Origin of the sequence: Corynebacterium sp. zg254 (assembly GCF_024701495.1) — a bacterium.
In the GTDB taxonomy this organism is placed as follows: Bacteria; Actinomycetota; Actinomycetes; order Mycobacteriales; family Mycobacteriaceae; genus Corynebacterium; species Corynebacterium zhongnanshanii.
Window position 1 is genome coordinate 202,899 of sequence record NZ_WIAR01000002.1, and the last position, 25,708, is coordinate 228,606.

The 25,708-nt window shown below is 62.8% G+C and carries 23 protein-coding genes; 4 read left to right on the plus strand and 19 right to left on the minus strand.

Going from position 1 to position 25,708, the window contains the following annotated elements:
• Positions 1-10: 10 nt before the first annotated feature.
• Positions 11-457 carry a ribonuclease domain-containing protein gene (locus GC425_RS06565; protein WP_151844432.1) on the plus strand — a complete coding sequence of 149 codons (447 nt, stop codon included), beginning with the start codon at positions 11-13 and terminating at the stop codon, positions 455-457.
• Here GC425_RS06565 and GC425_RS06570 read toward each other — a convergent pair.
• Together GC425_RS06570 and GC425_RS06575 are read right to left on the minus strand one after the other, a co-directional pair.
• Positions 454-1,746, minus strand: a complete 1,293-nt coding sequence (locus GC425_RS06570; RefSeq protein ID WP_151844433.1) for a deoxyguanosinetriphosphate triphosphohydrolase — start codon at positions 1,744-1,746, stop codon at positions 454-456. The genes GC425_RS06565 and GC425_RS06570 overlap by 4 nt on opposite strands.
• Positions 1,739-2,419, minus strand: coding sequence for a YdcF family protein (locus tag GC425_RS06575; protein ID WP_151844434.1), 681 nt, complete (start codon positions 2,417-2,419; stop codon positions 1,739-1,741). The genes GC425_RS06570 and GC425_RS06575 overlap by 8 nt, the downstream gene beginning before the upstream one ends.
• 71 nt (positions 2,420-2,490) lie before the next feature.
• Between GC425_RS06575 and GC425_RS06580 the strand changes: the two genes are divergently transcribed.
• Positions 2,491-4,530: a TPM domain-containing protein gene (locus GC425_RS06580; protein ID WP_151844435.1), complete on the plus strand. Its 2,040-nt coding sequence runs from the start codon at positions 2,491-2,493 to the stop codon at positions 4,528-4,530.
• A gap of 86 nt (positions 4,531-4,616) precedes the next feature.
• On the opposite strand, the gene GC425_RS06585 is transcribed toward GC425_RS06580, so the two are convergent.
• Positions 4,617-5,159, minus strand: a complete 543-nt coding sequence (locus GC425_RS06585) for a hypothetical protein (RefSeq protein ID WP_151844436.1) — start codon at positions 5,157-5,159, stop codon at positions 4,617-4,619.
• 2 nt (positions 5,160-5,161) lie between these two features.
• Positions 5,162-6,541 carry a glycine--tRNA ligase gene (locus GC425_RS06590; RefSeq protein WP_151843004.1) on the minus strand — a complete coding sequence of 460 codons (1,380 nt, stop codon included), beginning with the start codon at positions 6,539-6,541 and terminating at the stop codon, positions 5,162-5,164.
• 256 nt (positions 6,542-6,797) lie between these two features.
• On the opposite strand from GC425_RS06590, the gene GC425_RS06595 reads away from it, so the two are divergent.
• Positions 6,798-7,259 carry a Fur family transcriptional regulator gene (locus tag GC425_RS06595; RefSeq protein ID WP_151843003.1) on the plus strand — a complete coding sequence of 154 codons (462 nt, stop codon included), beginning with the start codon at positions 6,798-6,800 and terminating at the stop codon, positions 7,257-7,259.
• Here the strand turns inward: GC425_RS06595 and GC425_RS06600 are convergent.
• The 15 genes from GC425_RS06600 to GC425_RS06670 form a co-directional block, all read right to left on the minus strand.
• The gene (locus tag GC425_RS06600) at positions 7,256-8,386 is read right to left on the minus strand and encodes a VIT1/CCC1 transporter family protein (RefSeq protein WP_151844437.1); all 1,131 of its coding nucleotides are present in this window, start codon (positions 8,384-8,386) and stop codon (positions 7,256-7,258) included. The two genes, GC425_RS06595 and GC425_RS06600, sit on opposite strands and share 4 nt — an antisense overlap.
• A 77-nt stretch (positions 8,387-8,463) precedes the next feature.
• Entirely contained in the window at positions 8,464-9,204 is a 741-nt protein-coding gene (locus GC425_RS06605) for an isoprenyl transferase (RefSeq protein ID WP_151843001.1), read from the minus strand.
• A gap of 10 nt (positions 9,205-9,214) precedes the next feature.
• Entirely contained in the window at positions 9,215-10,042 is an 828-nt protein-coding gene (recO, locus tag GC425_RS06610; protein WP_151844438.1) for a DNA repair protein RecO, read from the minus strand.
• Positions 10,043-10,062: 20 nt separating this feature from the next.
• Positions 10,063-11,058, minus strand: a complete 996-nt coding sequence (era, locus tag GC425_RS06615) for a GTPase Era (RefSeq protein ID WP_151844439.1) — start codon at positions 11,056-11,058, stop codon at positions 10,063-10,065.
• Positions 11,059-11,145: 87 nt separating this feature from the next.
• Positions 11,146-12,591, minus strand: a complete 1,446-nt coding sequence (locus GC425_RS06620; protein WP_151844440.1) for a hemolysin family protein — start codon at positions 12,589-12,591, stop codon at positions 11,146-11,148.
• A complete protein-coding gene (gene ybeY / locus GC425_RS06625) occupies positions 12,591-13,142 on the minus strand; it encodes an rRNA maturation RNase YbeY (RefSeq protein ID WP_151842997.1) in 552 nt (183 codons plus the stop codon). Before ybeY ends, GC425_RS06620 begins: the two co-directional genes overlap by 1 nt.
• A gap of 83 nt (positions 13,143-13,225) precedes the next feature.
• A complete protein-coding gene (locus GC425_RS06630; RefSeq protein ID WP_151842996.1) occupies positions 13,226-14,233 on the minus strand; it encodes a PhoH family protein in 1,008 nt (335 codons plus the stop codon).
• Positions 14,234-14,260: 27 nt separating this feature from the next.
• On the minus strand, positions 14,261-14,983 hold the full coding sequence (locus tag GC425_RS06635; RefSeq protein WP_151844441.1) for a 16S rRNA (uracil(1498)-N(3))-methyltransferase: 723 nt from the start codon (positions 14,981-14,983) through the stop codon (positions 14,261-14,263).
• On the minus strand, positions 14,980-16,146 hold the full coding sequence (gene dnaJ / locus GC425_RS06640) for a molecular chaperone DnaJ (protein WP_151842994.1): 1,167 nt from the start codon (positions 16,144-16,146) through the stop codon (positions 14,980-14,982). Before dnaJ ends, GC425_RS06635 begins: the two co-directional genes overlap by 4 nt.
• Before the next feature lie 151 nt (positions 16,147-16,297).
• Entirely contained in the window at positions 16,298-17,326 is a 1,029-nt protein-coding gene (gene hrcA / locus GC425_RS06645) for a heat-inducible transcriptional repressor HrcA (protein WP_151842993.1), read from the minus strand.
• Positions 17,327-17,336: 10 nt separating this feature from the next.
• Positions 17,337-18,662: a radical SAM family heme chaperone HemW gene (hemW, locus tag GC425_RS06650; protein WP_151844442.1), complete on the minus strand. Its 1,326-nt coding sequence runs from the start codon at positions 18,660-18,662 to the stop codon at positions 17,337-17,339.
• Complete coding sequence (locus GC425_RS06655; protein WP_151844443.1) at positions 18,662-19,420, minus strand: hypothetical protein; 759 nt, start codon at positions 19,418-19,420, stop codon at positions 18,662-18,664. The genes hemW and GC425_RS06655 overlap by 1 nt, the downstream gene beginning before the upstream one ends.
• A gap of 161 nt (positions 19,421-19,581) precedes the next feature.
• Positions 19,582-21,411, minus strand: coding sequence for a long-chain fatty acid--CoA ligase (locus GC425_RS06660; protein WP_151844444.1), 1,830 nt, complete (start codon positions 21,409-21,411; stop codon positions 19,582-19,584).
• A gap of 301 nt (positions 21,412-21,712) precedes the next feature.
• Positions 21,713-21,967: a hypothetical protein gene (locus GC425_RS06665; protein WP_151844445.1), complete on the minus strand. Its 255-nt coding sequence runs from the start codon at positions 21,965-21,967 to the stop codon at positions 21,713-21,715.
• Positions 21,968-21,975: 8 nt separating this feature from the next.
• Entirely contained in the window at positions 21,976-24,105 is a 2,130-nt protein-coding gene (locus GC425_RS06670) for a M3 family metallopeptidase (RefSeq protein ID WP_151844446.1), read from the minus strand.
• Positions 24,106-24,185: 80 nt separating this feature from the next.
• Between GC425_RS06670 and GC425_RS06675 the strand changes: the two genes are divergently transcribed.
• Complete coding sequence (locus GC425_RS06675) at positions 24,186-25,673, plus strand: carboxylesterase family protein (protein ID WP_192930406.1); 1,488 nt, start codon at positions 24,186-24,188, stop codon at positions 25,671-25,673.
• The last annotated feature ends 35 nt before the right edge of the window (positions 25,674-25,708 follow it).

Genomic DNA, 25,708 nt, shown 5'->3' on the forward strand with positions numbered 1-25,708 from the left:
AATAGAGGGCATGTCTCAGCCACGCTCCACGAACAAAGGAATGTGGGCTGGTGGGTCTGTGGCCGCTGTCTTGCTCGCAGGGGCCACCGCCTACCTTGGCCTGTCCGATTCCCCCAGCGATACCAACAGCGCTACCAGCTCCGTATCCGAGTCCTCCCAGCACTGTTCCTTGCACTCGCTTCCGCCGGAGGCCGCGCAGCAGGTGGAGGACATCCTGGTGGATGCCCCGCCCGACGACGGCCCGGCGGACGGTAAACACTTCGGCAACTACGAGGGCCTGCTGCCGAAGCAGCATTCCACTTATTACCGGGAGTACACGGTGAAGACCCCGGGGCTGAACCACCGGGGCGAGCGGCGCCTGGTGGTCGGCGGTGGCACGAAGACCGATCCCGATGTGTGGTACTACACCGACGACCATTTCAAGAGCTTCTGCGAAATCCCCGACGCCGAAGACTAAGCCCAGCTGGCGCTGAAAGAAAATGCCTGCCGATCCAGGCGCTCCAGCCTGGATTCCGTCAGGGACGCCACCTGGTCAATCACCACGCGAAAAGCGGCCTGGTCGTCCGCCGCCTGGGTAAACCACTGCCTAAAGTGCGGATCCAGCGCGCCTTCCCCGCCCTTCCACAGGTAATCCGTCACCCGGAAGATGCGGTCGCGCTGGCGCTCCTGCTGCGCCAGGTGCTCCTGCTCATCCATCACGTACAGCACCGCGATGGATTTCAGCAGGGTCACCTCCGCCTCCACGTCCTTCGGAATCACCAGCTGAGCCTTATAGCGGCCCAGGGCAGCGCCGTAGCGTTCGCGGGTGGCGGTCACGCACGCCGTGACGAACCGGGACACCAGCTCCGACGTCATCGCCTTGAGCGCCGCCAGGTCGCTCAGCGAGGCATGGAAGTCCGCTGCCCGGGAAATCAGGCGCATCTCCCGCAATCGCCCCGCGGCCTCCACAAGCTCCTCGGGGGTTCCGCCGAACACCCGGGCGCCCTTTTCCGCTAGCGCTGCCAGTTCCACCAGGTCCCACAGCACGTCGAGGTTGATGCGCCCGGACACGATCCCGTCTTCCACGTCGTGGACGGAATAGGCGACGTCGTCGGACCAATCCATGATCTGCGCCTCCAGGCACTTCTTCGTGCCGTCCGCGCCCTGCCTGGCCCATGCGAGTACGTCGAGGTCGTCCTCGTAGCATGAATATTTTTTCCGACGCCGGCCGTCGTCCGCCACCGGCCCCCACGGGTACTTGCACGCTGCGTCCACGCTGGCCCGAGTGAGGTTGAGTCCATAGGAGTGCCCGTCCTCGCCCAGAACTTTGGGCTCCAGGCGGGTCAGAATGCGTAGTGTTTGCGCGTTGCCCTCGAAACCGGATTGGACTTTGCCGAGTTCACGGGCGGCGTCGTCCAGAGCGCGTTCGCCATTGTGGCCGTAGGGCGGATGGCCGATGTCGTGGCTCAACCCAGCGAGTTCGCATAGGTCAGGGTCTGCACCCAGGGTTTTGCCAATACCCCTGGCGATCTGCCCTACCTCGAGGGAGTGCGTCAGGCGTGTTCTGGGGGTGTCCCCACTGCCAGGGCCCACGACCTGCGTCTTATCAGCCAGGCGGCGCAGTGCTGCGGAATGTAGCACGCGGGCGCGATCCCGGTCGAAGTCGTCGCGCCCATCGGGCAGGGCTCCGGGGATACCCAGCTCCTTCGGCGTGGTGGCAAACACACGCTCCAAGTCAGCCTCGCTGTAGACATAGGCCTCAGGCATGGCCCCATCCCTTCGCCGGGCCATCCGCTCGACGCTCCCACACCTCGTAATACAACAGTCCCCCCGTTTCCCGAACGATGGACTGGACCTGCTCGGTGCGGGTGCCGTAGCTCGGCCCGGTCCGTGTGGGCGAGCTCCAGGCGTCGAATCCCTCATCCTCCACCATGCGCAACGCACGCAGGGAATGGTTCGAGTCCGTCACCACCACGCTGGACACCCATCCGCGGGGCTGCGCCTCTTCCTTAAACGCCTGGGCGCTGGTCAGCGTGTCCGATCCACGTTCGATCGCCACAATGGCCTGAGGCGGCACGCCCTGGTGCTCCACCAGGTACTCTCGTCCGCTGGCAGCCTCGGTGAAGCGATCCCCCGGCTGGTTTCCTCCCACGGTCACGATGGTCGGAGCAACGCCCTGACGATACAGCTCCGCCGCGTGATCCAGGCGGCTTTGGAACCACTTCGACGGCACACCGTCGTACTGGGCGGCACCCAGCACAAAAATGGTGTCTGCGCCGGTGCGGTCATCCGCCCGCGCGTGCGCCCACACCTGGAAGGCCGTGCCTGCGGAGATGATCGCCGCGCACAGCACTGCACCAAAAATCACGTAAAAAACAGACAGCAGCACGCCGAAGAAAGTGCCGCTCACTGCTCGTCCCGCGCGTTGCAAAAATGGCATGCCTAAGACCATAGTCCGCTCGGCCCAGATTGTCCGTTAAGGTCGCCGGGTTTTCGGTTAAGGTAGGCATCATGAACGCCAACAACTCCACCACCTTTTTCTTCGCCAGTGCTCTACGCCGTGCCGCGGCTGTCGCCGCGGCGGGGTGTGTGGGCGCCGGGGCTTTCCTCGGCATAGGCGTCGCCACCACGCTGGCAGCCCAAGCAGTGGCAGCCACCCCGGCTGCGATCGGCACCACCGCCACCGCGACCGACGTGGCCCTCACCGAACAGGTGGTGGACGCTGCCGGTGTACTCTCCGGTTCCGATAAGGCGGCCATCGAGGAGACCCTCAAGAAAGGCATTGAGCACAGTAACGTCAAGCTGTACATGGTGTTCGTAGACTCCATTCCGGAGTCCGATCCACAAAGCTACGCCGCTCACCTTCGTGAGCAGGACCCCACCAACAACACCATGGTGCTAGTCACCGATGTCACCAAGCACAACGCTGGCCTGGACTACGGCGCGTCCGTATCCAAGAGCACGGCGCAGGACGTGATCAGCGCCGTGAAAAAGCACTTCACCAACGAAGACTGGGCCGGCGGCGCCCAGGCAGCCGCCGACGAGCTGGCAGGAACCGTCTCCACCTCCTCCAAGATCTGGATGGGAGGAGCCGCCGTGGCTCTGCTCGGCGGAGGCGCCGGGGCCTTCGTCTGGAGCCGACGCAACCGCAAGAACACCGAAGCCCGCCAACTCAACACGGCCCGCTCCATCCAGCCCGAGGCAACCAGCGACCTCATGCAGCAGCCCCTGTCCGTCCTCCAGACCCTCGCCGCCGAAGAGCTGCACAGCACCGATGAGTCCATCCGCAAGGGCGAAGAAGAGCTCACCATCGCCCGCACCGAGTTTGGTGAGGAACGCACCCGCGAACTCCAGCGCGCCCTCACCCGCTCCCAGCAGACCCTCCACAAGGCCTACGGCATGCACCAGCGCATCAAGGGCGGGCTCGTCACCGCGGAGCAGGAACAGCGCGCGCTGCTCACCGAGATTATCTCCAGCTGCGGCACCGCCGATAAGAACCTCAATGGAAAGGCCGCGGAGTTCGCCGAGCTGCGGCAACAGCTCATCCATGCACCAGAGACTCTGGACACGCTCACCCAGGCGTCGATTTCTCTGCGCAGCCGCATCCCCGGCGCCCGGGCAATCATGGAGGACCTCACCACGCGCATCGACCCCCAGCTGCTGGTGAGCATCACCCATAACCCAGACATCGCCGAGGCCGAGATCAACCAGGTGGATCACGCGATCGAGCAAGCACGCGCACTCACGACCAAGCCCGCGGGACAACAGGGCGAGCTCATCGACATCATCGACGGAGCACGCATGGCCATTCGCCAGGCCGATTCGCAACTGCAGGCGGTGGAGAACGCCGAATCCCAGCTGCGGGTGGCTCAGGACAACCTCTCCGCGCTCATCACGGAAGTGGAAGAGGAAATTGCCGAGGCACACGAGCTGGCGCGCAGTCACGCCCCGTTTAACAAGGACGCGCTAGCAGAGGCGGTGGACGCCGCTCACCAGGCCTTGGACACGGCGCGACGCAACCAGAGCAACGATCCTTTAGGAAGCTACTCCCAGCTGCTCGACGCCGATGGTCAGCTGGACATCCAACTGGATGAGGCCCGCGGGGCGGACAATGATTTCCGGCGCACGCTCGACATGGTCGACAGGACCATCGCGGATGCCAACCAGAACCTCGTGGCCGTGGAGGAAACCATCCGCAACCGGCGAAACATCATCGGTGTGGATGCCCGCTCCACGGCTCACGCCGCCCGCGAGGTGCTGGAGCAGGCCAAAGCCCTGCGGGAGCAGGACACCAAGCGCGCATATCTGCTGGCGCAGCAGGCATCGCAGCTAACCCGGAAGGCCTCCGCGCAGGCGCGCGAGGACATTGACCGCTTTAACCGTCGTAATAATTACTACGGCGGCGGTGGCGGCAACGGCCTGATGACCGGTGTAATTCTCGGTTCTCTGCTCTCCAACAGCGGTGGCTTCGGCGGCGGCTTTGGAGGGGGCGGCGGTGGCGGCTTCGGCGGCGGAGACTTCGGTGGTGGCGGGGACTCGTTCTCCTTCTAAGCCGGTGGCGGCGGTCCCGTTTCGCCGCGCCCCGGCCCCCGCTTAACCCCGGCGAGCCGGGGCTAGGGGTCACGAGCCACGACCCCTTAAATCGCACCAATCCAGTAGGCCACGATAACCGGGATGCACAGCAGCAGCGCGATCAACAGCGCTTTGGTGGAGTTCAGGGTGCGCACTTCCATGATCCTGCGAGCTACCCAGGAAATGAACACCTGAACGTCCAGCGGGAGTTTCTCCCCGGGACCTTCAAACTCCACGTGAAGGTTTCGCAGACCACGGTTCTCCGAGGTGAACTGTCCCGCCTTTTCGCCGTCGATGTCCAAGACAAAGTGGGACTTGGACTCAGCGATGATCGTCACCGTGTGCCGATCAGCGTGGAGAACATACTGCTTGGATTTCGCGAACGTCTCCGCATCCCCAGTAGCCGTCCACGTGCCCGAACCAGTCACGACAGAGGCCTTCGGCCCGTTGTCGGCAGACAGCTCCCAGGTATCGCCGCCGAAGCGGATGTTGGTCACTCCCCGCTCGTCGGCGAACTCGGCAATGCGGTCCATGTCCTGTGCGGGCCCGGCGTAAATCGGAAAGGTATGTCCGTCACTGGGGACGGTCCAGCGAATGTCGGTGTTCACGCTTAGCAGCCCGCCAAACGCTCAGCCAGGTACGCCTGCAGGTCCTCGATGTTGATGCGCTCCTGCTCCATGGTGTCCCGCTCGCGGACGGTCACGGCGTTGTCCTCCAAGGTGTCAAAGTCAACGGTGACACAGAATGGGGTTCCGATTTCATCCTGGCGGCGGTAGCGGCGGCCGATGGCTCCGGAGGTGTCGTAATCGACGTTCCAGAAGCCGCGCAGCTGGTTTGCCAGCTTCTCCGCCACAGGGGTCAGCGTGTCCTTCTTGGACAGCGGAAGCACAGCCACCTTCACCGGAGCGAGACGACGATCCAGCTTCAGCACGGTGCGGGTATCGGTGCCGCCCTTGGAGTTGGGCACCTCTTCTTCGTCGTAGGCGTCCACCAGGAAGGCCATCATGGCGCGGCCCAGGCCGGCCGCTGGCTCAATGGTGTACGGGATCCAGCGCTCGTTGCTCTCCTGGTCGAAGAAGGACAGGTCCTCACCGGAGCCTTCGGAGTGAACCCGCAGGTCGTAGTCGGTGCGGTTGGCAACGCCCTCCAGCTCGCCCCACTTGGAGCCCTTGAAGTTGAAGGCGTACTCCACGTCCACGGTGCGCTTGGAGTAGTGGGAGAGTTTTTCCTGTGGGTGTTCGTACAGGCGCAGGTTCTCCGGGTCGATGCCCAGGTCGATGTACCACTGGTGCCGGTTATCGATCCAGTACTGGTGCCACGTCTCGTCCTCGCCAGGCTTAACGAAGAACTCCATCTCCATCTGCTCAAACTCGCGGGTGCGGAAGATGAAGTTTCCTGGGGTGATCTCGTTGCGGAAGGACTTACCCACCTGGGCGATGCCGAATGGTGGCTTCTGGCGGGAGGTGGTCTGAACGTTCTTGAAGTTCGTGAAGATACCCTGGGCGGTTTCCGGGCGCAGGTAGTGGAGGCCTTCTTCGTCGGCCACGGGACCCAGGAAGGTCTTCATGAGGCCGGAGAACTCCTTCGGCTCCGTCCAGGCACCAGGCTGGCCGGTTTCTGGGTCGTTGATGTCCGCCAGGCCGTTTGCTGGTGGGTGGCCGTGCTTTTCCTCATAAGCTTCCAACAGGTGGTCAGCGCGGTAGCGCTTGTGCGTGTGCAGGGACTCCACCAGCGGGTCAGTAAACACGTCGACGTGGCCGGATACTTCCCACACACGGCGTGGCAGGATGACGGAGGAATCCAAGCCCACCACGTCCGGGCGGGCGGTCACCATGTGGCGCCACCACTGGCGCTTGATGTTTTCCTTCAGCTCCACACCGAGTGGGCCGTAGTCCCATGCGGATCGGGTGCCACCGTAGATCTCTCCACAGGGGTAGACGAGTCCCCTACGCTTCGCGAGGTTTACAACAGCGTCAATGGTTCCGGCCATGGTTAGTGATGTCTCCTTGGGTCCTTAGGCGATATCTTCGTTATATCTTCTCTACATCCTAGCCATCCGCGTGGCCAGATGCGCCCCCACCCCACCGAGGCTTGTCAGGATGCCACCCCTGCCACGCTGGCCTTGTTCAATAGGGCTCCTTGTTGAAAATGGATCAAGACTGCGATTAGACTGAAAAAGCCTGTCGTCAAGCTCGATACCCGCAGCTTGGCCCACCGACAGTAGATCGCAGGAAGAGTGAAAATACATGTCCAACCCATCCGCGGAGTCCACACACCAGGAGGCACCGCTGCGCACCCGTGGCCCGAAAATTGGCCAAAGGAACACCCGGCAGCGCCGTGCCGTGGTGGAAGTGCTGGACACCCTCACCACGTTCTGCTCAGCTCAGGATATTCACCAGCAGCTCACCGATAGGGGCCACCGGGTAGGCCTCACAACCGTGTACCGTACCCTGCAGCAGCTGGCGAGCATGGGCGCCATCGATACCCTGCATGACAAGTCCGGTGAAACACTCTACCGCTCCTGCATCACCGAGGATCATCACCACCACCTGGTGTGCACGAACTGCCGCACGACCGTAGAGATCGACGGTGGCCCCGTGGAGGCCTGGGCCGAAGATACCGCGTCTCGTTTCGGTTTCCAGAAATCCGGCCACACCGCCGAAATCTTCGGTCTGTGCAGCAACTGCCGCACCGATCGCAACGCCTAGCTCACGGACACATCAAACAGCGATCCCAGCAGGTACGTCACCGCCGCCGCACCGAAGCCGATCGCGAGCTGGCGCAGCGCCCGCCGCAGCGGCGACGTTCCGGACAGCACGCCCACGATCCCGCCGGTCACCATCAGCGCAATTCCCACCAGCACGCACGCCACCACCGCAGCCGTGGATCCGGTCAGCCCCAAGATGTACGGCACCACGGGAATCAACGCCCCCAGGCTGAACAAGAAGAAGCTAGAGATCGCCGCGGAGATAGGCGATCCTCCTTGTTCCTCCTCGCTGCGGGTCATCCCCATTTCAAACGACGCCTGCGGGTCCTCGCCCTCCCCAGCCTCCAGGGCATCGAACACTTCGAGAGCCTTGCGCCTGGCCTCTGCCGCGTTCATGCCGCGCGCACGATAGACCAGCTCCAGCTCGTTTTCCTGGACGTCCAGCTCCATCACGGACTTGCCTGCGGTGGGGCTGGGCGAGCTCGCCTTCATCAACTCTTGCTGGGAACTCACCGAGATGTACTCTCCTGCCGCCATGGACAGCGCGCCCGCAAGCAAACCCGCCAGGCCGGTGACCAACGCCACCTGCGAGGAAGCGCCCGTGCCGACCATGCCCAGCACCAGAGCCGTGTTGGACACCAACCCGTCATTCGCGCCGAAGATCGCTGCCCGAAAATCCCCGGACATCTGTGCGCGGCCACGCGCGGCCAGGCCGCGAATCACCTCCGCGTGGATCGCCTCATCGGCGGCCATCTGCTCGGTGGCGTCCTCATCCTTCACGTAGCCGTTGCGCGACTCTGCGGACTGCATCATCGCCAGCACAAACACCGTGCCGAAACGCCGCGCCATCCACGCCATCATTCGGGTGCCCCAGCTGGCACTGCGCGGCAGGCCCACGTGATCGCCCAGCCGTTGGCGCCAGTACTCCTCGTGGCGCTCCTCAGCCTCGGCAATGCCTAAGAGGATCTCGCGCTCCTCCCCCTGCTTCTTCCTGGCGAGCTCGCGATACACCGCCCCCTCGGCGCGCTCGTTGGCGAGATACTGGCGCCAGCGATTGATCTGCTTCCGACTTGGCTGGGGAGCCTCCGCCGGGTTCTGTGCGCTCTCCCGAGACTTTTCCTTGCTCATCCCACATATAGTAAGCCGTGACGCGCAGCACGTCATGTCCACAACCACGGCACATGCAAGTTCAGACCGATGAACTTTTAGCTCTTCACGCCACCGAAACGCCGGTCGCGCTGGGCGTACTCCAGCACGGCCGCCCGCAGGTCATTCGGCGTGTAGTCCGGAAACAGCACATCCTGGTACACCATCTCCGCATAGGTGGACTGCCACGGGAGGAAGTTCGAGGTGCGCATCTCCCCGGAAGGCCTTAGGAACATATCCACATCGGGCATATCGGGCTCGTCCAAGTACTGGGCAAAGACCTTCTCGTTAATGGAGGAGGGCTTGAGGGCCCCGCGCTGGGCGTCGGTCGCTATGGCTCGGGCAGCATCGACCAACTCCGCGCGACCACCGTAATTGACGCACATGGCCAGCGTCATCCGCGTATTATCCTTCGTCAGCTCCTCGGCCTTCTCCAGCTCGGAAATCACCGAGCGCCACAGGCGTGGTCGGCGTCCCGCCCAGCGCACCCGCACGCCCAGCGAGTTGAGGTAATCCCGTTGCCGACGCAGCACGTCCCGGTTGAAGCCCATGAGGAACCGAACCTCGTCGGTAGATCGACGCCAGTTCTCCGTGGAAAAAGCGTACGCCGACAGATAATCCACCCCTAGCTCCAGGCATTCCTCAACCAGTGAGATCAGCACCTTTTCGCCACGACGGTGTCCCTCCGTGCGGGGCATTCCGCGCTCCTGAGCCCACCGGCCATTACCATCCATCACCAGCGCAATGTGGCGCGGAATCAACTCGTGGGGAATATCGGATCGCTCTACTGGGGAAGTCACGCCTCACAGTCTACAGTGCGGACAAGGCTGGCAGTCCCTCGTCCACGTGACTGCGGATATGCCCCAGCAACAAACTATGGGCCACGCGCGCAATGGAATGCGTGCTATCGCCCTGCGCGACCTCCGCGGCCACCTCATCGCGGTGCTGCTGGAGGAGCCACAGGTAGCGCACGGCCTCGGGCGGAGGGGTTGCGGATCCCGGCGGGCGGCAGGTCACGCACACGGCACCCCCGGCCTGGGCGTGGAAGGCTCGGTGAGGACCCGGGCGCCCGCATTGGGCGCAGTCCACCAGGCTGGGTGACCATCCGGCGACCTGGATGGCGTCGAGGGAAAATTGGTCGGCCACGGACATGGCAGGCAGGCGTGGGAACTCGGCGGGTGCGGGTGCAGCCTCGGCGGGCAGCGTAGACAGGGTGCACAGGGCAGAATCCACGAGGGGGAACAGGGCCCGGGCGATGTCGGGTTCCTGGGACAGCGCCAACGCCACCTCCAGCACCGCCGACGCCGCATAGTAGGCCTCGGTGTTTGCAATAATCCCGGGGGCGTAATTTTCTACGGATACCGCGTCCGTGATCTTGCCCAAGCCCACGCCCGAGCCCGTCGACAGTCCGCGCGTGGCGCGCAGGGCCGAACGGCGGCTGGGATAGATGTGCACGTTGACGCGGCAGAAGCGATCCAGGTGCGCGCCGAAGCGGGACTTTGTTTTGCGCACGCCCTGCGCGACCGCCCGCACCACCCCGTGCTCGCGGGTCAGCAGGACGAAGATCATGTCCGCCTCTCCCAACTTATAGCTGCGGACTATGAATGCTTCATCGCGATAATTAGGTCTAGTCGCCACGCACTCGCCTCTACGACACGCTAGAAGCCCAGGCGCCCCAGTTGCTTGGGGTCCGACTGCCAGTTCTTGGCCACCTTCAGGCGCACATCCAGGTAGATGTTGGTGCCGAGCATCTCGATGATCTGAAGGCGCGCGTCGTGCACGGTCTTGGACAGGCGGCGGCCGCCCTTGCCCCGCAGAATCGCTTTCTGGCCTTCGCGCTCCACATAAATCACCGCATGGACATTGAGCACGCCTTCCCGTGTGGGGTGCGGAACAACCTCGTCGATCTGGACAGCCACGGAGTGCGGAAGCTCGTCGTGCAGACCGGCCAGGGCAGCCTCGCGGATGAGTTCAGCCATGCGGGTATCGCGGTCGTCATCGGTGACGTGGTCGTCGGGGTAGAACTTCGGCCCCTCGGGCAGGTGCTCCACCAGCACGTCCAGCAGAACATTGAGCTGGATGTCCTTCGTGGAAGACACGGGCACCACCTCTGCCCCATCCAGCAGCTCGTGCAAGGCGATGAGCTGCTCGCCCACGCGGTCCTTGCCCACCTTATCCACCTTGGTCACAATGCCGATCAGCGTGACCCGAGGTGCCACGGCGCGCACGGCCTCGACGATCCACCGATCGCCGGGGCCGATCTTCTCATCGGCGGGCACACACAGCGCGATCACATCGACGTCCTGGTACGTCTCCTTCACCATTTCGTTGAGACGCTCGCCCAGCAGCGTTCGTGGGCGGTGCAGCCCTGGGGTATCCACCACCACAACCTGCGCATCGTCGCGGTGAATGATGCCGCGGATGGGATGGCGCGTGGTCTCGGGCTGATCTGCGGTAATGGCGATCTTCTGCCCCACCAGCGCGTTGGTCAGCGTGGACTTTCCGGTGTTCGGCCGGCCGACGAAGCTCACGAAGCCGGAGCGAAAACCCTCGGGCACGTCATAGCCGGTCGTGCCAGCAGCGCCGCCGGGCGCACCAGCTGCGTCATCGATGGGGGCTAGGGCGTCCTCGGGAAGGTCAGGGAAATCTGCCATATCAGTCACAGCTCCATCATGCCTGTAATCACCGGGTAAGTGTTAACCATGTGCGCGGTCGGCGCTGCGCGAACATCACAGCGCACGTCACTCGCCGTCGGCATGCTCCGGCCGTGACGCGGGCGAATCCGGCGCGTCCTCCGTTGGCTGTTCCAACTCAGTCTCCTGCGCCGGCACAGACTCCTCTGGCTCCTCCCGGTGATCCGGTTCCTCCCGACGATCCGGCTCCACCCGAGTCACAATCGCCGAGCGCACCTTCACCCGGCCACGTCGATCCCGCGCCCCCTCGTACGCCACATGGATTCCAGCTGTCGTGATCTCCGCCCCGGGGATCGGCACGCGGCCCAGCTCGAACGCCCCAAGACCCGCAATGGTATCCACCTGCTCGTGCTGCTCCTCAGAGAAGTGAATCTCCGGATCGCCCTCGCCGCGGGTCTCCTCCAGGAGCTCTTCCAACTCCTCGAGGGACAGCCGCGCCACCACGCGATAGGAGCCGTCCTCCAGGTCCTCGATGGGCGCGATCTCCGTGCTGTCGTACTCGTCGGTAATTTCGCCGACGATCTCCTCCAAAATATCCTCGATGGAAATCAACCCGGCGATGGCACCGTACTCGTCCACCAGCATCGCGATGTGGATCTGATCGCGCTGCATGTCCTCTAGAAGATCATCCAGGCCACGCGAGTCCGGGATGAACATCGCGCTGCGCATCACGTCGGACACGGGCACAGATCGCCCGTTGTCGTCCGTGTGATACGTGCGCGCCACCAGGTCCTTCAAATATACGACGCCCACGATGTCATCCACGTCCTCACCAATCACGGGAAGTCGGGATAGTCCCGTGCGGACGCACAGGCTGGTGGCCTGGCCGGCGGACTTCGTGCTTTCGATCCACACCATCTCCGGCCGCGGGACCATCACGCTGCGGGCTGTGGTGGAGCCCAGGTCGAAGACGGATTGGATCATCTTGCGCTCGTCGGATTCCACGATGCCGCGTTCGCTGGCGATGTCCACCATCTCTCGGAGTTCAATTTCCGTGGCGAAGGGGCCGTCGCGGAAGCCTTTACCTGGCGTGACGATGTTTCCGGCGCGCACCAGCAGTCCGGCGAAGGGACCCAGGGCCCAGGACACGGCCAGCAGGATCGGTGCCGCGGCAATGGAGATGGAGTACGGGTTCTGCCGTCCCATGGTCCGGGAAAGCACACCAATGATCGTGAAGGTGGTGACGGTCACCACGGCGATGGCCACGAAGATCGCCCAGTTCCGGCTGTCAATGAGGGACACTGCCAGGGCCGTTCCGAAGACCGCGCCGGAGACCTCACAGATGGTGCGCAACAGTACCAGCAGGTTGATGTGGGTGGCGCGCCGGCTGAGCAGCCGCTGCACGCGCAGCGCTCCGGGTTTCTCCTCCTTGGCGAGGCTGTCCACGCGCGCCGGGGAGATTGCGGAGACGGCGGTTTCCACCACGGACAGGACGGATCCCAACAGCAGGGCGATCAGTACGGCCGCGAGGCCGAAAAAGTCACTAGCGTCCACTATTGTCCCTGGGTATCGTCGCGGTCAGCCGCGGAGGGGAATGCCGCTGCCCCGGACGGCTTCGGCCCGAAGGTCACACCGCGTTCTTCCTGGGAGTCATACCAATTGGCCAGGATCTCATTTTGCAGGGAGAACATCTTCTGCTCGTCCTCCGGGGTGACGTGATCGAAGCCCAGCAGGTGCAGCACGCCGTGGACGGTGAGCAGGTCCAGCTCGTGGGCCAGGGAATGCCCGGCGCGATCGGCCTGGCCTTGCGCGAAGTCTGGGCACAGCATGATGTCACCCAGCATCGCCGGCGAGGTGGGCGGGCCGTCTTTGCGTCCCCATCCGGGAGAGAGCTCATCCATCGGGAAGCTCATCACGTCCGTGGGGCCGGGCAGGTCCATCCAGCGCACGTGAAGATCCTCGATGGTTGCCAGATCGACGATGTGGATGCACAGCTCTGCCGAGAGGTGGACGTCTAAGGTCCACAGAGCATAGCGGGCAACGTCGATCAATTCCTCTTCGTTGATCTCTCCGCGCCCGGATTCGTTGAATACCTCGATGCTCACAGGCAAGCCTTTCTGTTGATGCTGTTAGGGCCGTTAGTGTTAGTAGCGATGTCTGTGCAGTCCGTGCACTGCGTGCTCGTCACTTAGCGCACGTCCTCGTCATCCTGCCACTGCTCCGCCTCATAGGAGTCGTACGCCTCCACGATGCGGGATACCAGTCGGTGGCGAACCACGTCGTCGGAATCAAATTGGGAGACATACACCCCGGGCACGGAGCGCAGGATCGACTGGGCGACCTTCAGCCCGGATTCCTGCCGGTGCGGCAGATCCACCTGGGTCATGTCACCGGTGATGACCATCTTGGTGTTGAAGCCCAAGCGCGTGAGGAACATCTTCATCTGCGCCGGGGTGGTGTTCTGCGCCTCGTCCAGGATCACGAAGGAATCGTTCAGGGTACGCCCGCGCATGTAGGCCAGGGGAGCGACCTCGATGATTCCCGCCTCCATCATCCGTGGGATGGTCTCTGGATCCACCATCTCACGCAGGGCGTCATGCAGGGGGCGCAGGTAGGGATCGATCTTGTCGTTGAGGGTTCCCGGCAAAAAGCCCAGCTTCTCTCCGGCCTCCACCGCGGGGCGCGTAAGAATGATCCGGCTGACGTCCTTTCGCATCAGCGCTTGCACGGCCTTCGCCATCGCCAGATACGTCTTTCCTGTTCCCGCGGGCCCCACGCCAAACACCACGGTGCATTCGTCAATCGCCGTGATGTACTGCTGCTGCCCCATTGTCTTGGGACGCACGGACTTACCCCGGTACGTCACAATCGTCTCTGGCGCCTCCGTGGTCATCGCCCCGGGACGTTCGGCGTCCTCCACCGATCGCATGATACGACGCGTGGCGTCCGCATCCACGGTGTTCCCCCGCTCCACCAGGGACACCATCTCCTCCAGCGCGCGACGCGCATGGGACACCTCCCGAGCTTCGCCGCGGATGGTGATGCAGTTTCCCCGCGCCAGAAGATCCGCGTCTGTGGAGTTTTCCACCACTCGGAGATTCTCATCGTTGCGTCCGAGCACGGACACGATGATCGCCGGGTCAATTTCGATGGTTGAGCTCGCCACGCGTGGATGTGCGTTGGAAGAAGGCCTCATGATCCTCAATTCTAAACGTAAACGTTACTACCCGCTCCAGCGCTGGGTCAGCACCCCAAGCGCCCCCAACGCCACGGTGGCGGCCGCCGCCGTCCTTAAGACCTCAGGCCCCATGACCACCCGCTGGGCACCGAGGGCGTCCAGAGCCTCCAGTTCCTCGGGGGCGATGCTGCCTTCCGGCCCCACCACCAGGAAAATCTCATCCACGTCAAAGTCCTGCTCGGCGATCGGGGTACTGGCCTGCTCATGCAGCACCACGATGCGGCTAGTGCCCTGGGCGTAGTGGCGCAGATCCTCGATGTTCCTCAGCAGATCCTCAACGGGTGGGACGGTCAGGCGTCGGGATTGTTTCGCCGCAGCGCGCGCCGCATTTTCCCACTTCGCCTTCGCCTTAGCTTCCTTTCCATCCCAGCGGGACACGCAGCGCGCCGCAGCCCACGGGATCACGCGATCGGCGCCGGCTTGGACCATCAGGTCCACGGCCAATTCCGAACGCTCGGACTTAGGGATCGCCTGCACCACCGTCACGCGTGGGCGTGGTGCGGGGATAGGAAGAAACTCGCGAATCTCCACCTCGCCGCTGCTCCAGGACGCGGCGACGGCGCGGGAGACCCCATCGCTCACCACGAGGGACTCGCCCTCGCGCATGCGCTTAACTTCGGTGTGCCGGGCTTCCGCACCCGTGAGCTGGAAGCGGCTGCCGACCGTGGCATCCGCGGGAATCGGGTGAATGAATACGGGATCGGTCACGAGGACCGTCCGAACTTGTGGCGGAGGCGGGAGAACAATCCCCGATCAGAATCGTGCTTCGTGCCCACCGTGGCGCTGTCCTTAGCCTGCTCGCGAACCTTCTGATACAGGTCGCGCTCGTGGGAGGACAAGGAGGTGGGAATCACCACATCCACGTGGGCAATCAGGTTTCCATGGCCGCCCTTGGGGTTGCGCATCCGTGGCATGCCACGGCCACTCAGCCGAACAACAGCCTCCGGCTGGGTGCCCGCCTCGATCTCGACCGTGGCCATGGAGCCGTCCAGCATAGGGACCTCCACCGAAGTACCCAAGGTGGCATCCACCGCAGGAACCTGCAGGGTCACGTGCAGGTCGTCGCCCTCACGCAGGAAGTGGGAGTGCTCTGGGGTGTGGATCTCCACGTACAGGTCGCCGGCAGGTCCGCCTCCGGGGCCTACCTCGCCCTTGCCTGCCATGCGGATGCGCATGCCGTCGGAGATGCCCGCGGGGATGTTCACCGTGATGTTCTTGCGTTGGCGCACGCGGCCATCGCCGGTGCAGTTCTCGCATGGATCTTCGATGATCTCGCCCGTTCCGCTACACCGAGAACACGGGCGGGCAACCTGCACGCGCCCCAGCACGGAGTTCTGGATCTCCATCACTTCACCCATGCCACGGCAGGTGGGGCAGGTCACCGGCGCGGACTTGGACTTCGAGCCGGTGCCGTCGCACACGTCGCACAACACGGCGGTATCCACGGTGATCTCTCGCTCCACGCCGGAGAACTGCTCCTCCAGTGTGACCTCGGTGCGCACCAGGCCATCATTACCCGGACGGACACGCGAGACGCGAGGACCACGCTGGCCTCCCCCGCCGCCGAAGAATGCATCGAAAATATCGCCCAGGCCGCCGCCGGAGAATCCTCCGAAGCCGCCACCGAAACCGCCTGCGCCGCCGCCGAAGCCTTGTTCCTCCGGGTCCCCACCGGCGTCCACAATCTGGCGTTTCTGCGGGTCGGTCAGTACCTCCTGAGCCAGAGAGATCTCCCGGAACTTCTCCGCTGCTTCCTCAGACGGGTTCACATCCGGGTGGTACTTACGCGCCAGGCGGCGATAAGCCTTCTTAATCTCCGCGTCAGATGCGCCACGTTCCAAGCCAAGAATGCCGTAATAATCTCGAGCCACGGTGAAATCTAGTCCTTATATCTGCTTACTATCTGCTTATCGGGTTCACAATTCGGGACATGCAACGCATCGCATGGCCCGTCATACGCTTCACGCGAAACAACTGTGCCATTCTACTCCGCACGCAGCGTTTCGCGAGTGTGTGATCTGGTCACTTCTCTCCTGCCACGATGCGGGAGACATAGTGTGCAACAGCAGTCACGCTGGAAATAGTCCCAGTGTAATCCAGATGCGTCGGGCCAATCACACCCAGGCCACCCACAGCCCCCTCCGAGGTGCCGTAGCCCGTCGTCACCACAGACGCCCGATGCAAGGCATCGTCCTCATTCTCCTCACCGATGGACACTTGCACCTGCAGATCCCGGGCGCTGGACAGGAGCTTGAGGACCACCACTTGTTCCTCCAGTGCCTCCAGCACCGCAGTAAGCTCACCCGTGCGCACCAAATTAGGTGTGCCCGCCAAGATCAACTTGTCAGTCGGTCGGTCCAGCAGCGTTTCCACAAGCACGGTGGCCACGGCGAGAACCGGGCGTCGTAATTCACGTGGCATCTCCTGGCCCTTCGCCTCCCTGGCGACGGCGGCGATGGCGGCGCAGGCGTCGTCCAACGTCTTGCCCACCATGGAAGCATTGACGATATCGCGAAGGTGGGGAACGTCCTCGTCAGGCAACGGATCCATGAGGTCCACATTGCGCTGATCCACACGCCCCGTATCCGTGATGAGCACCAACAGCACGCGGTGGGAGCCGAGCTTCACCACCTCGCAGTGCTTCACGCGCCCGCGATGCAAGTCCGGCATCTGGACCACCGCCACCTGCCGGGTCAGCTGAGCCAGTAGCTGGGCCGAGCGGCGCAGCACATCCTCCAGGTCCACCCCATTGTTGAGGAAGTCCAGGATCGCCTTGCGCTCGGGCCTGCTCAGCGGCTTGATGTCATGGATCCCATCGACGAAGCGGCGATACCCCTTCGCGGTGGGGATGCGACCGGAGGAGGCATGCTGCTGCGTGATGTAGCCCTCGGTCTCCAGCGCGGCCATATCGTTGCGGATCGTTGCGCTGGACACGTTGAGCTTGTGGCGATCCACCAGCATCTTCGACCCCACGGGTTCATGCGACGCGATGAAATCGGTCACGATGGCCCGCAGGACCTCGTTTCGACGTTGCTCAGTTCCCGAAGACATGTCCCTATTCTTACACCTCATCATCCATGGCGAGAAGCAGGTCAGTCACAATGCCATCGGCAAGGTACTTGCCCTGGTCCGTCACGCCCAAGCGAGCATCGTTGCGCCACAGCAGGCCCAGGTCCTGGTATTTCGCGATGACCTCCTCTACGGCGAAGCTCAGGGTGCCGGGCGAGGCGGCTTGTGGTGAGCCGGCGCGTGCATCACCGTGCGCGCCGCCCTGTGCCACCACCTCCACAGGGATTCCCTCTCGCAGGCGCAGCCCCAGCATCACGCGCTCCGTCGCCAGGTCCTTAGGCGATAGCTCCTCCACGTGGGAGACGCTGCCGGGCAGCATGGGAAAGTCCTGGTGCTGACTGGATGTCCGGCCCCCCAGCAGGCCGTCCCAGTAGGTCGCGGGGCGTTTCGCATTCACCAGGCGCGTCACCCCTGGGTGCTCTTTAAGCTGTACACAACCATGCGCGCCCGGCCCCGCGCCCCACCACTGGCCTGAGTTCCAGTACAGGAGGTTGTGCCGGCACTCGCCGCCGGGGCGCGCCCAGTTGGACACCTCGTACCAGTCCATGCCCGCATCCTTCAGAAAGGAATCGATCATGGCGTAGCGATCCGCCAGCACGTCCTCATCCGGCGCGGGCAGTTGCCCTTTTCGGACCTTACGTGCCAACGCGGTTCCGTCCTCCACGATCAGGGAGTAGGCGCTCACGTGGTCCACCCCGGCGCTTAAGACCGCCTCCAGCGAGGCGCGAAGATCCGCATCCGTCTCCGTGGGCGTGCCATAAATCAAATCCAGGTTGACGTGCTCGAAGCCCGCCTCGCGTGCCTCCTGCGCCGCCGCGACCGGCCGGCCAGGTGTATGCCGGCGGTCCAGCACTTTCAGCACGTGCCCCGCCACAGATTGCATGCCCAACGAGATGCGCGTAAAGCCTTCAGCACGCAGGGCGTGGAAGAACTCAGGGCTGGTGGATTCCGGGTTGGATTCCGTGGTGACCTCTGCATCCGGCGCCAGACCCACCGTCCGTTTCACCGCGCGCAGGGCCCGGGTAAGCCCTTCGTGGCCCAGCATCGAGGGTGTGCCACCACCGAAAAACACGGTGCTGACGCCATCTGTCCCGGCTGTCTCGCGCGAGGCGTCGTCGGATTCATGACGATCCCACACGCTAGCCGCGACCTCGAGTTCGCGCTCCAGCGCGTCCAGGTATCCGTCGATCGTGTTGCCCGCGTTCGCACTGTGCTTGCCCACCTGCAATTCCTGGGGCGTGTAGGTGTTGAAATCGCAATAGCCACAGCGGGTGGTGCAGAAGGGAACGTGGATATACAGGCCGAAATGGTCAGACATTAGACAGCAGCATTGCTCGTTTCGCCCGCGCGCTTCGCACGCGCCAGCTTCGCGACAATCTCATCCACCCGTGCACGCTCCTCCAGGAACGCCGGTGGGTTCTCCCCTCGCATGTCCGCCGCCAGCGTGGGCTGGAGGTTCACCATGTGCTTCCACTGTTCCACGATGGTGGCCACGCTCCGCTCCGCCTGCGAGAAGGATTGCTGCAGCAGCACGGACTGGCTCTCTAGCGCCCGCTGCGTTTGCTCCACGATCCACTCTTCCAGGTCATAAAGCTCGGAGGTGCAGCGCTCATTACGTTGCCGCATCCACATGCGCCAAGCCGCGGTGGAGGCCATGGATTGGTTCGCGGGTCCCTCATCCTGGCCGGGTGCCGCGCTGCCGTCGTTGGACGCGTGCGCTCCGTGGGCCTCGGCGACGGCCTGGGCGTAGCGCTGGCTAAACGGTGCGTGCAGGAACGTGAGGGTGCGGCCGGGGTGATCGAACGTCATCGACGCCGAAGGGTTCGACATTTGCCCGGCGCGAATACCGGAGATGAATGCTTGGCGAAGGCCGTTGAGCTCCACGAGGCCCGGGCGCACTTCGGCACGCCCCTCGGCGATGATCTCGTGCAGTTCCTCCAGGCAATCGTCCACCAGTTCCACGTCCCAGTCGTTCATGGCTTGGGTGACATTATTGATGTACTGGGCGATTTCGTCGCCAATGTCGTAGATATTTTGAGTGAGTTCGCGGACGCGTAGGGTTGCGTTGTAGTGCACGCGCCCACTCCTCTCCTCGTCACTGTGGGGTTCCTTACTGAAGGAACATTCAAAGCTCTGGCCGCCCAGAGCTTGTATGCACAAACAATAAAGCACCTCCACCGTCAAGCCGGGGAGGCTTGGCCGATGGAGGTGAATTTTATGCGGTCTAGGGGTATTGCCTAGCCGTTGTAGATGCGAGCAATATCGTCGGCGAAGTTTTCCGAAATAGCGAAGCGCTTCAGCTTCATGGATGGGGTCACTTCGCCCTTTTCCTCGGAGAAGTCGCGGGCAACAATGCGGAACTTCTTAATACCCTCGGTGTGGGACACGCTCAGGTTTGCTTTGTTCACGGCGTCCTGAATCTCGGAACGCAGGTTGGAGTTCTTCGCCAGCTCGCGGATGCTGGTGTGCTCTGGGATGTTGTGCTCGCTCTTCCACGCCTTGACAGCGTCCTCGTCCAGGGAGATCAGCGCACCCACGAACTTCTGGTCGTCTCCCACAACCATTGCCTGGGAGATCAATGGAGCGGCGCGCAGGATGTCCTCCATAGGTCCTGGGGAGACGTTCTTACCACCGGCGGTGACGATGATCTCCTTCTTGCGGCCGGTGATCTTGAGGTGGCCGGACGGCAGCAGCTCGCCCAAGTCTCCGGTGCGGTAGAAGCCGTCCTCGGTGAATGCTTCCTTGGTTGCTTCGTCGTTGTTCCAGTAGCCATCAAAGATCACAGAACCCTTGAGCTCGATCTCTCCATCCTCGGCGATGCGGATGGTGTTGCCACCCACGGGGCGGCCGACGGTGCCGATGATGTTGTTCGGCTCAAAGTTCACGGCCACCGCAGCAGTGGATTCGGTCAGGCCGTAGCCCTCGTAGATGTACACGCCAGCGCCGCGGAAGAAGTGCATCAGTTCTGCGTTCAGAGCGGAACCACCGGAGATGCAGTAGGCCAGTTCGCCACCGAGGGCAGCGCGGATCTTGCCGTACACCAGCTTGTCAAACACAGCCTTGCGTGCCTTCAGACCCAGGCTTGGGCCCTTGTCCGTATCGAGAGCGCGGGAGTATTCGATGGCGGTTTCCTCGGCGCGCAGGAAGATCTTCGCCTTCGGGCCGCCGCCGTCGGTGGCCTTGTGCTTCACGCCGGCGTGCACCTTCTCGAAGATGCGCGGCACGGCCAAGATGACGTTCGGCTCGGAGCGTTGGAACTCGTTGACGATGGTTCCCATGTCCGACCAGTGGGTCTGCTGTGCGCCAGCCACGATGAAGAGGTTGGATACGGCGCGAGCCAGCACGTGTGCCAGCGGCAGGAAGGTCAAGGAGGTCACTCCCGGCTCCAGCGCAGCACCAATGGGGTGAGTGTGCAGGCCGCGCACCTCGGACAGCAGGTTGGAGTTGGTCAGGCGGCAACCCTTGGGGCGGCCGGTGGTTCCCGAGGTGTACACGATGGTTGCCACGTCAGAGGACTTAGTGGCGGCGATGCGCTCCTCGACCTGGTCCTGGGTGATGCCCGCTTCCTTACCCTTGGCGATCACGTCGTCAATTCCACCGGCGTTGATGTTGAAGACGTGCTCCAGGGAGGCGTTGTTGTCGACGCGCTCGCCCTTATCCAGGAAGGTATTCAGGCGGCCGCAGTATTCGTCATTTTCACCGAAGGCGATACGGGATCCAGAGTTACCAACGATCCACTCGCACTGGGAGGTGGAGGAGGAGGAGTAGATGGGCACGGAGATGGCGCCGGCGGCCGCCACGGCGTAATCCACCAGGGTCCACTCGTAGCGAGTTTCGGACATGATGACCACGCGGTCACCCTTCTCGATCCCCAGGGCGATCAGGCCACGGGCAACGGAGTACACCTCGTCCAAGAACTGGGAGATGCTGACATCTTCCCAGTCGTAGCCCACTGGACGGGAGAACAGGGTGTCCGAACCAAACTCGTCCACCCGGTCACGGACGGCGGTGAGGCAGGACTCTGCGTCTCCAACGGTGTACAGCGCATCAGTGGTGTACGTCGACATATTTCTCCTTATCGTGTGCGGCTTTATCTATATGCCCGAGTCTTTACAGTTCACCCTGGGGTGTTCTGAGGTGAAGCATACCGGGTTTTACTGTGAATTGCGACACAGCTTACAGAACACAGTACTTATTCTTTACACACACTTTAGTTTTAAAACCTATACATTGCGAGCGTAAATATTTAGTATTTAGCACCTATTTCATAGGGTTTTATATTTTGGTACACATCAGAAGAAATTACTCGCAACCCACGCAACCAGCAGAATAACGATCAACAGCACAAGTGCTTGACGCACCTTGGAATTATGCTTCATCTGGGTGACCCTCCTTTCTCGATACAGACTCCCCTGCGGAGACTAGCTCTTCTCCCGAGGCAGACTTGGTTCCAGAACCCGCCTCCACATACCTCCGCTCATCCTCATCCACGGGCAACACCAGACGAGCCACACGGCACAGGACCACCGCCACCCCCGTACACAGGGGCAGCATCACTGCCAAGACCAACGGCGTTTGAATCCACACGGGGGCGTTAATGAGCCAGTTGAAGAAAGTTTCCATCACATGTCCTACACCACGCCGGACAGACCGCGGCGTTGCAGCAGAGGCTCCACGCTCTTTTGCTGGCCGCGGAACATCCAGAAGGCATCGTTGAAGTCGATGGTAGCTCCCCTGGACAGGATCATGCGGCGGAAGCGTTCACCGGCGAAGGCCACGTCATCCGCGTCAATTTCTCCGGCGCTCAGTGGATTGTCTCCCCGGGCCGCACCCGTGTCCACAAACGCCTGAAAACCATCGGCGTCCAGCACCTCCGCCCACAGGTAGGACCAGTAGTCTGCCGAGTAGCCTCCGGAGAAGATGTGATTGAAGTACTGGGAGCGATAGCGGGAGGCCACCAGCCCGTCCATCGCCACACCGGCAGCCTCCAGCGCCTCAGCCTCGAAAGTCTCAACGTCGGTGATCACATCCGCTTCCTCGACGGACAGGCTGTGCCAGGCCAGGTCTAGCCAGCACGCGGCCAGGTATTCAGTGGCCGCAAAGCCTTGAGCCCACTGGGATTGGGCGCGCACCGTAGCCAACCACTCGGACGGAAGCGACTCCCCGGTCTCCACGTGGCGGGCGTAGTTGGCCAGCACCTCCGGCTCCAGCGCCCAGTTTTCATTGATCTGGCTGGGGAACTCCACGAAGTCTCGAGGCACGCTGGTCCCCGACAGGCTGGGGTAGCGCACGTCGGACAGCAGTCCGTGCAAGGCGTGGCCGAACTCGTGGAACACGGTCGCCACCTCATCCATGGTCAGCAGCGCCGGCTGGCCGTCGCTGGGCTTGTCGATATTGAGGACGTTAACCACCACGGGGGCCTGCCCAATCAGGTTGGATTGATCGACGAAGCTGCTCATCCACGCGCCACCCCGCTTGGTGGATCGTGCGTACATGTCGGTCAGCAGCAATCCGATACCTGCGTGCTCCTGTCCCTTCGCGCCCGCCACGGCGTTGTCGATAATCTCCCACACCTGGACGTCCTCGTGGTAGCCCTTCAGATCCGGCCGCGGCACCACGGAAATGTTGTACAGGCGCTCGGCAGCAAAGAACGCGCCGTCCACCAGCACCCGCTCCAGCGGGAAGTACTTCTTCACCTCCTCTTCATCCACGTCCAACTGTTCCGCGCGCAGCTTCCCGGACCAGTACGGCCAATCCGCAGCGCGGATAGTCCCCTCTTCCCCACTGACAGCCGCGAGGTCCTGCACGTGCTTGTATTCACTGTGCGCATTGGCCACCGCAGCGGGGGTCACCTGATCCAGAAGCGTCCGCACCGCATCCACCTCGCCGGCCGTCTCTTCCTCCACCACGAACGCTGCATGATGGTCATACCCCAGCAAACGAGCCCGGCGCGCCCGCAGCCGCACGATCTCCAACACGATACTGTCCGTGGTGCCCGCCGCGCGGTTCAGGGATGCCTGGTGCACCAGCTCACGTGCCTCGGGATTATCCAAACGCTCAAGAATCGGCTGCACACTGGGCAGGCCCAGCCGGATCAGCCATCCGGCCTCGCCTTCGGCAATCGCCCCTTCCTCAATGGCCAGGTGGTGCAGGCTGGCCTTCTCTGACTCGCTGAGCCCTGCGGTGTGGGCGTCGTCGGTCAACAGCACCGCAGCCTGGCGCGTGGCCTGCTGCAGCTGGTTGCCGAAGCGGGTGCTTAAGCTTGCCAAGCGGGAGTCGATGTCCTGCAGTTCTCGTCGCTGTTGGGCGTCCAGTTCGGCCCCGCCGCGGATAAAACGGCGTGTCCAGTGTTTCTGCAGGGCCGCTTCCTCGCTGCCGTCCGGCTGCTGCGGGATGGCCTGGATGCGCGCCCACAGCTCCTCGTGTAAGTACAACTGCGAGTAATGCTCTGCAACCAGCGGCGAGACCTCCTCCTCCAGGGCCACGACCTTATCGGTGGCCATCGTGCCAGAGTAGTTGTAGACGATCGCCAGGACTCGACCCAGCATCTGCCCAGATGCTTCGAGCGCTTCGAACGTGTTCTCCCACGTGGGTGCGTCCGGATTGTCCACGATCGCGGCAATTTCCGCCGCATGGTCATCTAACGCCGTGCGCAGGGCTGGAACAATCGCGTCCTGTTCTACAAGGGTCTCGATCACGGCGAAGTCCGGTAGCTCATAATCGAGTTCTGAGGGGGTGGCGAAGTAATCCAGTGTGTCCATGGTTGTCCACTGTAATTGACGGCGAATGCTTCTGAGCATTTCGTCTGTGGGCGTTGCTCGCACTGGTTAGGATGAAACGCATGAATAATCCCCGCTGTATCCCGTCCCCGTCCTTGGATGTGCGCACGACCTCCGGAGTGGCGCGGGGGTGGCGCGGCCCGGTCGCGGCGCATTGGTCCTGCATTCCTTATGCTCGGCAGCCGGAGACGATGCGGGATCGTTTCAGCGATCCTGTGCCCTATGTGTCTGATGAATTATTCGACGCCTGCCTCCCGAACCCCATTCCTCTCCATGAGGAGAAAAACCACACGGACCTCACACTGTCTGTGTGTGCGCCTGCCGAGCGCGCCGAGGGATGTCCCGTGGTGGTGTATCTCCACGGTGGTCGCTTCGAGCATGGTCACGCGGACGAGCCGATCTATCGCGGGGATTCCTTCGCCAGGGATGGTGTGGTGTACGTGACGATGAACTACCGGAAGCGTTTTGACGGCTTCCTTCCATCGCAGATTCCTGACACAGCAGCGGAGGCGGATCCCAAGTATGCACCCGAGTTTCGGGGCGTGCAGGACGTGCTGTGTGCGTTGCGGTGGGTGCAGAAGAACATTGCGGCGTTTGGTGGGGATCCCACGAAGGTGTTGGCCATGGGCCAGTCGGCCGGTGGTGGGCTGCTCAGTATGGTGCTGACCCGGCCGGAGGTGACGGAGGAGTCCCTTATTCATCGGGCCATGATCATGTCTCCCGGTTTGCCTCGATCTGGATGGGCTAAGCGTGGGCCGGTGGCTGAGAAAATGTTGCGCTCGGCGTCGAATAATAAAAATAAAAAGGAAGAATTGAGCGAGGAGGAGTTGACGGAGGCGTATCGGACTTTCGCTCGTCGCTATTCCAGGGATATTGCCGCCGGCCCGTATCCGCTTCACGCTCGCAGAATGGCCGATATCCCGCTGCTCGTCACCGGGCTGGAGGCGGAGTTTGATCAATTCCCTTTGGCAAAATGGGCGGATCAGAAGGCACAAGAGGGTTCTGTGGGCCAGCGCTTGATGGCCAAAGGCGTGAAGCTGGTGGCGGCAAAAGCTGTGGGCGCGCCGTTAAAGGCTGTCGATCCTGAGCATTCTGCGGGACGCGCTATCGGCAATTCCACGATTCTGCGTTTCATGTCCCAGATTCTGGAGCGCAGGCGTGATGCGCAGGCGGCAGGTGCTCAGGCACCGCAGTGGGCGCTGCTCTATCGCAGTGGTGAGGTGGATCCGGGTAGTGATTTTGTTCCCGTTGCGGGGCACTGTGCGGATATTCCCCTGGTTTTTGATGCCCTGAAGTCCAATCCAGGTTTTTCCACGATGTTTTGTGGGAAGAATTCGGTGGAGGGGCTTCAGCCTGTCGCTGATGAGCTTCATCGACTGGTGGTGGGATTTGCCCGCGGCAATGATTTACCGTGGGAGCCGTATGAGCGCCAGGGGACGCGGACGGTGCGTGAGGTGTTTTTGTCCGATAGGCATAGCGAGGATGCTCGGGATTCTTTGCGTTTTATCCGCGAGCACTATCCCCCTATTCCTGCTGATGAGCAGGCGTAGGCACGCTCTCGTGTGGCACAGATCGCACACAAACT

Bases quoted from the DNA above. Each gene is read 5' to 3' on its own strand.
- GC425_RS06665 (WP_151844445.1), bottom strand. From the start codon at position 21,967: ATGGAAACTTTCTTCAACTGGCTCATTAACGCCCCCGTGTGGATTCAA.
- GC425_RS06595 (WP_151843003.1), top strand. From the start codon at position 6,798: ATGTCCAACCCATCCGCGGAGTCCACACACCAGGAGGCACCGCTGCGC.
- era (WP_151844439.1), bottom strand. From the start codon at position 11,058: ATGGCAGATTTCCCTGACCTTCCCGAGGACGCCCTAGCCCCCATCGAT.
- hemW (WP_151844442.1), bottom strand. From the start codon at position 18,662: ATGTCTGACCATTTCGGCCTGTATATCCACGTTCCCTTCTGCACCACC.
- GC425_RS06575 (WP_151844434.1), bottom strand. From the start codon at position 2,419: ATGCCATTTTTGCAACGCGCGGGACGAGCAGTGAGCGGCACTTTCTTC.
- GC425_RS06570 (WP_151844433.1), bottom strand. From the start codon at position 1,746: ATGCCTGAGGCCTATGTCTACAGCGAGGCTGACTTGGAGCGTGTGTTT.
- GC425_RS06675 (WP_192930406.1), top strand. From the start codon at position 24,186: ATGAATAATCCCCGCTGTATCCCGTCCCCGTCCTTGGATGTGCGCACG.
- GC425_RS06565 (WP_151844432.1), top strand. From the start codon at position 11: ATGTCTCAGCCACGCTCCACGAACAAAGGAATGTGGGCTGGTGGGTCT.
- GC425_RS06590 (WP_151843004.1), bottom strand. From the start codon at position 6,541: ATGGCCGGAACCATTGACGCTGTTGTAAACCTCGCGAAGCGTAGGGGA.
- hrcA (WP_151842993.1), bottom strand. From the start codon at position 17,326: ATGTCTTCGGGAACTGAGCAACGTCGAAACGAGGTCCTGCGGGCCATC.
- GC425_RS06580 (WP_151844435.1), top strand. From the start codon at position 2,491: ATGAACGCCAACAACTCCACCACCTTTTTCTTCGCCAGTGCTCTACGC.
- GC425_RS06670 (WP_151844446.1), bottom strand. From the start codon at position 24,105: ATGGACACACTGGATTACTTCGCCACCCCCTCAGAACTCGATTATGAG.
- GC425_RS06600 (WP_151844437.1), bottom strand. From the start codon at position 8,386: ATGAGCAAGGAAAAGTCTCGGGAGAGCGCACAGAACCCGGCGGAGGCT.
- GC425_RS06660 (WP_151844444.1), bottom strand. From the start codon at position 21,411: ATGTCGACGTACACCACTGATGCGCTGTACACCGTTGGAGACGCAGAG.
- GC425_RS06630 (WP_151842996.1), bottom strand. From the start codon at position 14,233: ATGAGGCCTTCTTCCAACGCACATCCACGCGTGGCGAGCTCAACCATC.